We start from the raw sequence: 10,730 nt of genomic DNA, 5'->3' as shown, positions 1-10,730 counted from the left end.
GCCCCGGGGGCCCCGGCGGGGGGGGGGGGGGGGGGGGGGTGGGGGTGGGGGGGGGGGGGGGGGGGGGCCCCCCCCCCCCCCGCGCCCGGCGACCGTCAACGGCCCGACGACCGCCAGCCGCCTGACGACCGCCGACAGCCCGACTACAGCCGACTCGCCGCCGTCGGGCCGTACTTCGCGCTGGACACCTACCCGTCCGGGGAGCCGCCGCCGGGCTTCCGCCCGCTGCCGGAGCTGTACGGCACCGGACCCGACGCGCCGCTCGCCGCCCGGGTCCGGGTGGTGGCGCAGCGGCTGGGTACCGCCGAGCTCCGGGTCGCGACCTCGATCCTGCACCTCGGACTGGCCGCCCGCTTCTGGTCGGTGGGCCTCGGTTCGGCCGTGCTGCTCGGGACGGTGCCGACCCTGGAGCACGCCTGGGTGCGGATTCCGGACCAGGGGCCGATCGACCTCTGGACTCCGCCGGAGCCGGCGCGCAGCGCGACCGGCAGTCGTGCCGACGAGCTCCACCGGGCCGTCCTGCTGGGCCAGTTGGAGCCGCTCGCGGCGGCGGTCCGGGCCACCGTCCCGCTCTCGGCACGCCTGCTGCTCGGCAACGCCGCCTCCGCCCTGGCCGGAACCCTGCGGGTGCTGGACGCCCATGCTCCGGGAGCGGCCCGGGAGTTGGTCGCGGAGCTGCTGGCCCGTCCGCCGCTGGCCGGGTCCGGCGCACTGCTCACCGGGCCGCGCGGAACGGCCTTCCGCCGGACCAGCTGCTGCCTCTACTACCGGATCGGTCCGGACGCGGGGCTCTGCGGGGACTGCTGCTTCACCCGGCCGCCGGCCGCAAGGAAGCGGAGCGACTGAGAGCTTCACGGGTGAGGGTCATCTCCGGGACACGGACCACCACCTCCCGACCCTCCACCACCACCTCAGCCGTCCTCCGCCAACCGCTGCTGCCCGCGCACCAGATGGTGCACGCAGGCGACCGCGTGCGTCTCCGCCGCCGCGCGGGCGCCGGCCGCGTCACCGGCCAGCACCGCGACCAGGATCTCGCGGTGCTGTTCGGCGAATTGCTCCTGGTCGGGCCCGTAGGGCGCGGGCAGCCACAGCAGCGGTCCGAGTTCGGCCTGCAGCCGGACGGCGAGCCGGGTGAGGCGCACCGACCGGGCGGCGACGGCGAGTTCGATGTGGAAGCGGGCGTCGGCCCGGCGCTGCTCGGCGGGCCCGCCGGCGCCGCGCAACTCCTGCACCAGCCCGGCGAGCCGGGGGCCGAGGTCGGCGGGGGCGCGTTCGGCGGCGAGCCGGGCGGCGGTGCCGAAGACGGCCGTTTCCTCGTCCCCGAGGTCGCGCAGGTCGACGACGGCGAGGTCGCGCAGCCTGGCGAGCTGGAGGTGCTCGCAGCCCTCGGCGGGGATGCGGACGAAGCTGCCGCCGTTGCGGCCGCGCCGGGTCTCGATCAGACCGGCCTCGCGGAGCAGGGCGAGCGCCTCGCGGACGGTGCCGTTGGCGACGCCGAGCTGGTCGGACAGGTCGTTCTCGTTGGGCAGCTGGTCCCCGTCGGCGACCAGGCCGAGGGCGATCGCCTCGGTGATCCGTCGGGCCACGGCGTCGGCCCGGCCGAGGTCGGCGAGCGGTGCGAGGACAGCGCTGAGCAGCGGGGTCGCACTGCCGAAGGTCGTCACGCCGGCCCCTCCTCCAGAGTGCGCGTCTCCCGCAGGGTACCTCCTGGTCGGACGCGCGCCCTTGCCGTCGGATGCTCAACCTCGTGTGTGGGCCCTGGAACGACGGACCGGCACGGCCGAGCGGCCGGGGGTCGAGAGCCCCGGCCGCTCGGCCGTACGGTCGTCCGCCCCTCAGACCGCGACCGCCTCCTCCATCTCCTCCTCGGCCTGCGCCGCCGTCTCCACCGGACGCCGCCCGCGGCCCTCGTACATCGCCGCGGCGACCAGGGCCACCCCGCCCAGCAGCAGCCAGACCAGCAGGGTCACCACGTGCCCGCCGAGGCCGGCGCCGCCGTCGAAGTACAGGATGCTGCGCGCGCCCTCCAGGAAGCCGGCGCCGGTCCAGAAGCCGTGCAGGGCGCCGAAGAAGCCGTTCTGCAGCTCGGGCCGGTAGATGCCGCCGGAGGAGGTGAAGTTCAGCATCACGAACAGCACCATCAGGGCCAGCGTGGTCCACTTCTTCAGGAAGCTGTGCAGGCCGATGCCGATCAGCACGATGCCCGCCGAGTAGAGCCAGCCGAGCGCCCAGATCGCGGCGTAGTCGTGGTCGACCACGTGGAACACCGGTCCGGCGGTGACGATCCCGATCACGCTCACGACCAGCGAGACCGCCACGCCCACCAGCGCCCGGATCCGCATGCCCAGCCCGGCGCCGGCGGCGCCGATCGCCGCGACGCTGGCGTAGGAGCCGATGCTGAGCGCGACCAGGAGGAAGAACAGGCCCTGCCCGGTCGGGTCGCCCTTGGCGGGGGTGGTGAGGTCGGTGACGTGCAGCGGGACGCCCTGCTTGTCGGTGACGTTGGTGAACACCGCCGTGGCGGCCACCACCGAGGTGTCCGAGTTGCCCTTGGCCACGATCAGCTCGGGGCTCCTGGCGTCCGGGACGAAGGCGCCGACCAGGTCGCGGTCGCGCAGCAGCTGTTCGGCGGCGGCGCGGTCGCCGACCGTGCGGACGTCGACCGCGTCACCGGCCTTGGCCTGGATCGCCTCCACCAGCCCCCGCGCCTGCGGGCCGGTCCCGACCACGGCGACCTTGAGGTGGTTCGGCTCCGGCTGGTGGAAGGCACTTTGGTAGGCGAGCGCCATGCCGAGGCACATCAGCAGCGGGGTGAGCAGGTGGACGGCGAGGTGCTTAAGCGAGTGCCCCAGGATGGGCGCCGCGGCGGGTGTCTGGGGTGTGCTCATGGCGTTCGTGCGTCCTCCGGCAAACTTCTCGATCAAGGTGGCAAATACAACCAATGAAGGTGGTAAATGCAACCATCTATGGATGCAGCTTACAACTGTTGGACGCTGGCCGAAAGCCGGGCCGGCCCCCAGCCGCTCAGTCCGACAGCTCGAACACTCCGTACGAGAACCCGTCCGCCCGCAGCTCGCCGTCCGCCACCCGCACGCCCTGCGCCTCCAGCGGCCGCACCGCGCCCCAGCCGTCCACCAGCCGCACCGCCCCCGGCTCCCGGCGCGGGTTGACCGCCACCAGGTACCGCCCGGCCCGGGTGTACACCAGCGGGTACCCGGCGTTCCGCACCTCCACCCCGCCGGAGGTGCCCAGCCCCGGATGCGCCCGGCGCAGCGCGATCAGCCGCCGGACGGTGTGCAGCAGCGAGGTCGGGTCGGCGCGCTGGGAGAGCACGTCCGGGCGCTGCGGGTCCGGGTCCAACGGCAGGTAGAACCGCTCGGGCGGCGCGCTGGAGAACCCGGCGGCGGGGCCGGGCTTCCACTGCATCGGGGTCCGTGAACCCGCCCGGTTGAAGCGCGGCCCGAGCACGCTGCCCTCGACGTCCGGCAGCCCGGGCACGTACCGCATGCCGATCTCGTCGCCGTAGTAGACGGCGGGCAGGGTTGGCCAGGTGAGCAGGAAGGCGAAGGCGGGGGCGAGCTGCTCGCCGCCGCGCGGACCGGTGGCGAGCCGGGAGAAGTCGTGGTTGGCGGTGGGCAGCACGATGTGCCCGCTGCCCTCGGTCAGCTCGGCGGCGGAACGCCAGGCGTCCAGGAACGGTTGCGGGGTGCCGCGTCCCTCGGCCTCGAAGTAGCACGGGCCCTGCTGCCAGAACTCCTCCACCGTCCCGGCGTTGTTGTTCCAGAGCGAGCGCAGCGCAAGGCCGTGGTCATCGCCACCGAAGTGCAGGAAGAAGTCCGCGTGGAATCCGGCCGCGACGGCTGCGGCGGGCTCGCCCCACTCGGCGAACAGCGCGGCCCCGGGGTGGGTGCGGTCCAGCCAGTCGCGCAGCTCGGCCCAGAGCTTGGTGGTCTCGACCTTGCCCGGGTCGTCCTTGACCAGCGAGTACGCCATGTCCACCCGGAACCCGGCCACACCGAGGCCCAGCCAGTGGGCCATGATCCCGCGCAATGCCGCCCGGTTGGCGCGCGGACCGTCGGCGTCCACCGGCTGACGCCACGGCTCCTCGGAACTGCCGCGCGCGTAGCCGAAGTTGAGCGCGGGCTGACAGTCGAAGAAGTTCGGCCGGTACCAGCCGGGGCGGCTGCCGGGCGAGGCGACGAAGCCGTCCACCTGCCGGTCGGACCAGATGTAGCGGTGGTCGGACGGGTCCTCGGCCGCGGCCAGGAACCAGGGGTGGCGGTCGGAGGTGTGCCCGGCGACCAGGTCCAGCAGGATCCGGATGCCCCGGCCGCGCGCCGCGTCGACCAGCGCGACCAGGTCCTCGGTGCGGCCGTAGCGCGGCGCCGGGGTGAGGTAGTCGGTGACGTCGTAGCCGGCGTCGCGGAACGGCGAGGCGAAGCAGGGGTTGAGCCAGACCGTGTCCACGCCGAGCCAGGCGAGGTGGTCGAGGTGCTCGGTGATGCCGGCGAAGTCGCCGATGCCGTCCCCGTCGGAGTCGGCGAAGGTCTGCGGGTAGATCTGGTAGAGGACGGCGTCGTCCAGCCAGTCGGGCCCGGGGCGGGTCGAGGTCATGGGGTGGGTCCTCCTACCGGGTCCGGGGGGGGGCGTACGGGCCGGGGCCGAGGGGCCGGGCTTACCCGGGCTGAGCCGGGTGCCAACGATTCTCGTCCAATCCCGGCCGTCCCGACAGCCCGCCTCTCCACGATCCCGGCCCGGCTCGGCTCGGCGCCGCGATCCCGGCCCGGCCCAAGCCCGGCTCAGCTCCGCGTTCGGCCCGACCGCCCCGCTACCGTTCGAAAGGCGCCGCACAGGCCTCCGTGAACACCCGGGCCCGCCGGGCGATCTCCGCCCAGTCCCCCGCCGCGACCGCCTCCGGCGGCACCACGTCCGTCCCCGCGCACACCGCGAGTGCGCCCTGTGCCAGGAACTCGGCCGCGTTGCCCGCGTTCACGCCGCCGGAGGCCACCAGCGGCACGTCCGGGTACGGCCCGCGAAGGTCCTTGAAGTAGCCGGGTCCGAACACCCGGACCGGGAAGATCTTGACGGCGGCCGCCCCGAGGTCCACCGCCCGGGCCACCTCGGTCGGGGTGAGCGCCCCCAGCACCACCGGCACCCCGCGCGCCCGCGCCCGCTCCGCGACCTCGGGCCGGCCGCCGGGGGTGACCAGGAAGGACGCCCCGGCGGCGATGCCGCGCTCGGCCTGCTCGGCGGTCAGCACCGTCCCGACCCCGACCCGCCATCCCGCTTCGGAGGCCCGCTTCAGATGGTCGGTCACATTCGGCGTGGTGCAGGTGAATTCGGTGAGCCGGATGCCGCCCTCCGCGAGCGCGGCGCAGAGCGCGGCGGCGTCCGGGATACGGGGCGCGCGGACCACCGCGATCACCGGATCGCCGCTCAGCACGGAAAGCCCGGCGGACGAATCGGCGGAGCGGCCGGCCGAGAGCCCGGCGGAGGGGTTGGCGGAGGGACCAGCGGAAGGAGCGGTCATACGGCCAGAGTTCCTCGATCGGTGCGACGCAGGGCGCGCCCCGGCCGGGCGCCGGTGGTATGACCCTGCCGGACGACGGCGGTGCCGTTGACGTACACGTACGCGATCCCCTCGGCGGGCAGCCGGGGTTGCTCGAAGGTGGCGGCGTCCCGGACCCGCTCGGGGTCGAAGAGCACCAGGTCGGCGTGGTGTCCGGTGGCGATCCGCCCGCGCCGGTGCAGTCCCAGCCGGGCGGCGGGCCGGCCGGTCATCCGGGCGACCGTCCCCTCCAGGGTCAGCACGCCCGAATCCCGGCTGTAGTGGCCGAGGTAGCGCGGGAAGGTGCCCCAGGCACGCGGGTGCGGGCGGGCGCCGACCAGCAGCCCGTCGCTGCCGACGGTGTGCACGCGGTGGCGCATGATCGTCCGGACGTTCTCCTCGTGTCCGACGTGCTGGAGGATCGTGGTGGCCAGCCCGTCGCGGCGCAGCAGGTCGAGGAAGACCTCCGTCCCGCCGCGCCCCTGCTCGACGGCGAGTTCGGCGACCGTCCGGCCGACCACCCCCGCGAGCTCGGCCGAGCGGACGCCGGAGATCTGGATCGTCGCCCAGTCGGCGACCACGCCGTGGCAGCCGTCGCTCCCCTTCTCCTCCACCTCGTACCGGATCCGCTCGCACTGCGCCGGATCCGCCAGCCGCGCCAGCGTCGCGGCCGGTCCGCCCTCGCCGGCCCAACTCGGCAGCAGGGCGGCCAGGGTGGTGGAGCCGGGCAGGTAGGGGTAGCTGTCCAGGGTGAGGTCGACCCCGTCGGCGAGCGCCCGGTCGACCAGCTCCAGCAGTTCGCCCGCCCGGCCCCGGTTGACGCCGAAGTTCATCGCGGCGTGGGTCAGGTGCAGTGCGCAGCCGGACCGCCGGGAGATCTCCACCATCTCCGCGTAGCCCGCCAACGCCCCGGCACCGTACGAGCGTTGGTGCGGGGCATGGAAGCCGCCGCAGGCCGCCACCACGGTGCACAGCTCGACCAGTTCGGCGGTGTCGGCGTACATCCCGGGGGTGTAGCTGAGGCCGCTGGACATGCCGACCGCGCCGTCCAGCAGGCTCTTCGCCAACACCTGCCGCATCCGGTCGAGTTCGGCCGGGGTGGGCGGGCGGTCGACCCAGCCCATGGCGAGCGTCCGCAGTGTGCCGTGCGGCACGAGGTAGCAGGCGTTCACGGCGACGCCGGTGCGGTCGATCCGGTCGAGGTAGCCGGCGACGTCACGCCAGTCCCAGTCGAGGTCCTCCGGATCGCCGTTCCAGCCCGCCAGTTGGCGGCGCAGCTCGGGCAGCGTGGTGTCGTCCACCGGGGCGTAGGAGAGACCGTCCTGGCCGAGGACCTCGCAGGTGACGCCCTGGGTGACCTTGGCCGGGTGCTCGGGTTCGAGCAGCAGGGCCAGGTCGGAGTGGGCGTGCATGTCGATGAACCCGGGGGCGAGCACCAGCCCGTCGGCGTCCACCACCGACGGCGCGTCCAGGCCCTGGCCGATCTCGGCGATCCGGCCGTCGGCGATCCGGACGTCGGCCCGGTAGCGCTCGGCGCCGGTGCCGTCGACGACCGTCGCGCCCCTGAAGACCGTTCTCGCCGCCTCCGCCATCAGAAGAAGGTCCTGACCAACCCGGTGACCTTCGGCTCGGCCGCGTCGGCGGAGTCCAGCACCGGGATCGCCGTCCACTTGTCGAAGGCCGTGCACGGGTGCGAGACGCCGAGCCGCAGCACCGCGCCGATCGGCGCGAGGTCGCCGGCGTCGCGCAGGAAGGCGTGCTGGTCGTTGAGCGCGGTGATCCGGGCCGCCGTGCTGGTCAACTCCGCTCCACCCCGGACGAGTTGCGGCTCCGGAAGGCCCTCGTCGAAGGGCAGGTCGCGCTTGCCCGCGTCCAGCAGCGCCAGTTGCGGCTCGGGCCGGGAGGCCACCCGGGCCCAGCCGTGCAGCGCGCCACGGAACGCGGCCTGGCCGCCGTGCCGGGCGAGCGGCGAGATGCCCCGGTAGAAGCCGTCGTCGTGGGCGATGTACGCGCCCGAGCGCAGCACCACCAGGGCCTCCGGCAGCGCGGCCAACTCCTCGACCACCAGGTCGAAGTAGGCGCTGCCGCCGGCCGAGACCACCGGCGGCGCGTCGTCCGGGTAGGAGCCGGCGAGCCGGCCGTGCAGCTCGCCGAGGGCCTTCAGGTAGCCGCGGACGGTGGCCAGCCCCTCGGCGGTGGCGTCGTGGGCGAGCGCACCCTCGTACCCGCCGACGCCCGCGAGCCGCAGGGTGGGGGCACGCAGGACGGCGGCGGCGATCTCGACGGCCGCGTCCACCCCGCGCGCGCCGGTCCGCCCGCCCGGGCCGCCGAGTTCGACCAGCACCTCGACCGGTCGCTCGGCCCCGGCGGCGCGCAGCGCCTCGTCCATCAGCCGGACGCCCTCGGTGGAGTCGGCCCAGCAGAGGAAGGCGAAGTCCGGGTCGGCACGCAGCTCGGCGGCGAGCCAGCCGAGCCCGGCCGGGTCGAGCAGGGTGTTGGCGAGCAGGATCCGCTGCACGCCGAAGGCCCGGGCGACCCGGACCTGCGGCAGGTTGGCGAGGGTGATGCCGTGGCTGCCGGCGGCGAGCTGGGCCTGCCACAGGGCGGGCGCCATGGTGGTCTTGCCGTGCGGGGCGAGTGCGACGCCCGCCTTGGCGCACCAGTCGGCCATGGTACGGACGTTGTGGTCGAGCGCGGCGCTGTCGAGGGTGAGCAGCGGGGTGCCGAGCGAGGAGAGGGTCGGGCCGGTGGCGAGCCAGTCCCGGACGGCGTGTCCCCAGCTCTCCGGCGGGGCGGCCTTGAACCGCCAGTCGAGCGTCTCATCGGCCAGCGCCGCCACCGCCCCTTCGGCGATGCCCGGCCCGTTGGTGCCGTTCGCGAACGTCTGCTCCACCATTTCCTCCATCCACCTCGTTGCAACATACGCAACGAGGGTTGCACATGCTGGAAGCACGGTTCTAGCATCGGCGCCGGATCACGGTCAACGGACCCGCCTGACGGTCAAACACCCACGGTCGAACACGAGCGGTCTGACACCGACGGTCACGCACCGACGGTCCAACGCCGACAGTCACGCACCGACGCTCAAGCACCGACGGCCGGCCCAGGTCGACCCGCGCACGACGGAACGGCCGCAGACGAGGAGCCCAGCAGATGCCGCGACAGGACGCCCCGGGGCCGACCCGCCACCCTGGTCCTCCCCCGACGGCCGTCTGCGTGGGCGAGTCGATGGCCGCCCTGCTCCCGGACCGCTCGGGCCCGCTGGAGGCCGTGGAGAACTTCCGACTGTCCGTCGGCGGCGCGGAGTCCAACGTGGCCGGGGCGCTGGCCGCACTCGGCGTACCGACCGCCTGGATCAGCCGGGTCGGCGACGACGGCTTCGGTCGCCGCCTGCTCACCGAGCTCGCCGCCCGCGGGGTGGACGTCTCCGCCGTCACCGTCGACCCGCACCGACCGACCGGCCTCTACCTCAAGGAGGTCGGCGGCGACACCGGCCACCGGCACGACCTCGGCCCCGGCCGCAGCCGCCTGCACTACCACCGGCGCGGCTCCGCGGCCGCCGCGCTCTCCCCCGCGCTGCTCACCGACCCGGCCGCCGTCGCGCTGCTGGCCGGCGCCCGGCTGCTGCACCTGTCCGGCATCACCGCCGCACTCTCCGACGACTGCCTGGCCCTGCTGCGCGCCCTGCTCGCCGACCGCCGCCCGGGCCGGCTGGTCAGTTTCGACCTCAACTGGCGCCCCGCGCTCTGGCACGACCGCGACCCGGCCGTGCTACCGCCGCTGCTGGACGCCGCCGATCTGCTGCTGCTCGGCGCCGACGAGGCACAGGCCGCCTTCGGCACCGACGAGCCCACCGCGCTGCGCCGCCGCTTCCCCTCCCCCGCCACCGTCGTGGTCAAGGACGCCGCCCGGGTGGTCACCGCCCTGGAGCGGGACGGTACGGCGGTCGCCGAACCGGCGCTGGCCGTCGAGGTGGTCGAGGCCACCGGTGCGGGTGACGCCTTCGCGGCCGGCTACCTGGCCGGCACGATCCACGGCCTGGACCAGCGCGGCCGGCTGCGGCTCGGCCACCTGAGCGCCGCCTGCGCGCTGACCGCCCCCGACGACCAGGCCGAGCTGCCGCCCGAGTCCGTGGTGGCCGCGCTGCTCGACGCCTCGCCCGCCGACTGGGCTGCCACCCGGGTCAGCGCCGAGGGAATCACCTCCCCGGCGCTGCCCACCGACGACCGGTCCCGGGTCCGGGGCGAGCAGTCCTGGACCCGAGGCACCCGAGCGCGAACCCGCGGCGAACAGCCCCGAGCCCAGGCCGGTCCACCCCCGCCGCAGGCCGCCCCGACCGGGGCACGGGCCGATCGGGCCCGGGCACGATGAGCACGCCCCCCAGCCCACCGACCGGAGCCCGAGCCCGATGAGCCAGACCGTCACCCGCGCCCTGCGCATCCTCGCCCAGCTCGGCGAGGGCGAGCGCTCCCTCGACCAGCTGGCCGAGGTGCTCGGCGTCCACAAGACCACCGTGCTCCGACTGCTCCAGAGCCTGGAGGAGGAACGGTTCGTCTACCGCGACTCCGCCTACCGCTACCACCTCGGCGCGGGCCTGTTCGCGCTCTCCGGCCTCGCCCTGGAACAGCGCGGCATCCGCCGGATCGCCGCCCCGCACCTCGCCGAGCTGAACGCCGCCACCGGCCAGACCGTGCACCTGGCCGCGTACGAGGGCGGCGAGGTGGTCTACATCGACAAGTTCGACTCCCGCCACCCGGTCCGGATGTACTCCCGGATCGGCCTGCGCGCCGCGCTGCACTGCGCCGCCGTGTCCAAGGTGCTGCTGGCCGACCTGCCGCTGCCAGAGCGCCGCCGGGTGGTGGCCGGGATCGACTTCACCCCGCACACCGAGCGCACCCTCGCCACGCCAGAGGCGCTGCTCGCCGAGCTGGAGAAGGTCGCCGCCCGGGGCTGGGCCGAGGACCACGCCGAGCACGAGTCCTTCATCAACTGCGTGGCCGCCCCGATCCGGGACGCCAGCGGCCGGGTGGTCGCCGCCGCCTCCATCTCCGTCCCCGACGTCGTCCTCCCGTACGAGCAGGTGCTGGACCTCCTCCCGCGACTGCTCGCCACCGCCCGCGCCGTCTCGGCCGACTGCGGCCACCCCGACCACATTTGACGATCCGCCACATCCAAAGGAACC

General features: G+C 74.7%; 9 protein-coding genes. 3 read left to right on the top strand and 6 right to left on the bottom strand.

Annotated elements, in window-relative coordinates; genetic code table 11:
• Positions 1-282: 282 nt before the first annotated feature.
• Positions 283-846 carry a (2Fe-2S)-binding protein gene (locus tag ACIRYZ_RS36200; protein WP_402952515.1) on the top strand — a complete coding sequence of 188 codons (564 nt, stop codon included), beginning with the start codon at positions 283-285 and terminating at the stop codon, positions 844-846.
• A gap of 65 nt (positions 847-911) precedes the next feature.
• On the opposite strand, the gene ACIRYZ_RS36195 is transcribed toward ACIRYZ_RS36200, so the two are convergent.
• The 6 genes from ACIRYZ_RS36195 to ACIRYZ_RS36170 all read right to left on the bottom strand — a co-directional run bounded on the left by ACIRYZ_RS36195 (position 912) and on the right by ACIRYZ_RS36170 (position 8,444).
• Positions 912-1,664 carry a FadR/GntR family transcriptional regulator gene (locus ACIRYZ_RS36195; protein ID WP_402952513.1) on the bottom strand — a complete coding sequence of 251 codons (753 nt, stop codon included), beginning with the start codon at positions 1,662-1,664 and terminating at the stop codon, positions 912-914.
• A gap of 171 nt (positions 1,665-1,835) precedes the next feature.
• Entirely contained in the window at positions 1,836-2,888 is a 1,053-nt protein-coding gene (locus ACIRYZ_RS36190) for a hypothetical protein (RefSeq protein ID WP_402952511.1), read from the bottom strand.
• Positions 2,889-3,024: 136 nt separating this feature from the next.
• The gene (locus ACIRYZ_RS36185) at positions 3,025-4,614 is read right to left on the bottom strand and encodes an alpha-amylase family glycosyl hydrolase (RefSeq protein WP_402952510.1); all 1,590 of its coding nucleotides are present in this window, start codon (positions 4,612-4,614) and stop codon (positions 3,025-3,027) included.
• Positions 4,615-4,828: 214 nt separating this feature from the next.
• Positions 4,829-5,530: a bifunctional 4-hydroxy-2-oxoglutarate aldolase/2-dehydro-3-deoxy-phosphogluconate aldolase gene (locus ACIRYZ_RS36180; protein ID WP_402952508.1), complete on the bottom strand. Its 702-nt coding sequence runs from the start codon at positions 5,528-5,530 to the stop codon at positions 4,829-4,831.
• A complete protein-coding gene (locus tag ACIRYZ_RS36175) occupies positions 5,527-7,140 on the bottom strand; it encodes an amidohydrolase family protein (protein ID WP_402952507.1) in 1,614 nt (537 codons plus the stop codon). Before ACIRYZ_RS36175 ends, ACIRYZ_RS36180 begins: the two co-directional genes overlap by 4 nt.
• Positions 7,140-8,444, bottom strand: a complete 1,305-nt coding sequence (locus ACIRYZ_RS36170) for an alanine racemase (RefSeq protein ID WP_402952506.1) — start codon at positions 8,442-8,444, stop codon at positions 7,140-7,142. Before ACIRYZ_RS36170 ends, ACIRYZ_RS36175 begins: the two co-directional genes overlap by 1 nt.
• Positions 8,445-8,701: 257 nt before the next feature.
• On the opposite strand from ACIRYZ_RS36170, the gene ACIRYZ_RS36165 reads away from it, so the two are divergent.
• Entirely contained in the window at positions 8,702-9,919 is a 1,218-nt protein-coding gene (locus ACIRYZ_RS36165) for a sugar kinase (RefSeq protein WP_402952504.1), read from the top strand.
• A 37-nt stretch (positions 9,920-9,956) separates the two neighbouring features.
• Entirely contained in the window at positions 9,957-10,706 is a 750-nt protein-coding gene (locus tag ACIRYZ_RS36160; protein ID WP_402952502.1) for an IclR family transcriptional regulator, read from the top strand.
• Positions 10,707-10,730: the final 24 nt, after the last annotated feature.

The organism is Kitasatospora sp. NPDC101155 (assembly GCF_044768305.1).
GTDB lineage: Bacteria > Actinomycetota > Actinomycetes > Streptomycetales > Streptomycetaceae > Kitasatospora.
The sequence above is the reverse complement of the archived record's forward strand: the minus strand, read 5'-3'. Positions and strand labels throughout refer to the sequence as shown.

Coding starts and splice junctions, on each gene's coding strand:
- ACIRYZ_RS36190 (WP_402952511.1), bottom strand. CDS start 2,888: ATGAGCACACCCCAGACACCCGCCGCGGCGCCCATCCTGGGGCACTCG.
- ACIRYZ_RS36185 (WP_402952510.1), bottom strand. CDS start 4,614: ATGACCTCGACCCGCCCCGGGCCCGACTGGCTGGACGACGCCGTCCTC.
- ACIRYZ_RS36180 (WP_402952508.1), bottom strand. CDS start 5,530: ATGACCGCTCCTTCCGCTGGTCCCTCCGCCAACCCCTCCGCCGGGCTC.
- ACIRYZ_RS36175 (WP_402952507.1), bottom strand. CDS start 7,140: ATGGCGGAGGCGGCGAGAACGGTCTTCAGGGGCGCGACGGTCGTCGAC.
- ACIRYZ_RS36170 (WP_402952506.1), bottom strand. CDS start 8,444: ATGGTGGAGCAGACGTTCGCGAACGGCACCAACGGGCCGGGCATCGCC.
- ACIRYZ_RS36165 (WP_402952504.1), top strand. CDS start 8,702: ATGCCGCGACAGGACGCCCCGGGGCCGACCCGCCACCCTGGTCCTCCC.
- ACIRYZ_RS36160 (WP_402952502.1), top strand. CDS start 9,957: ATGAGCCAGACCGTCACCCGCGCCCTGCGCATCCTCGCCCAGCTCGGC.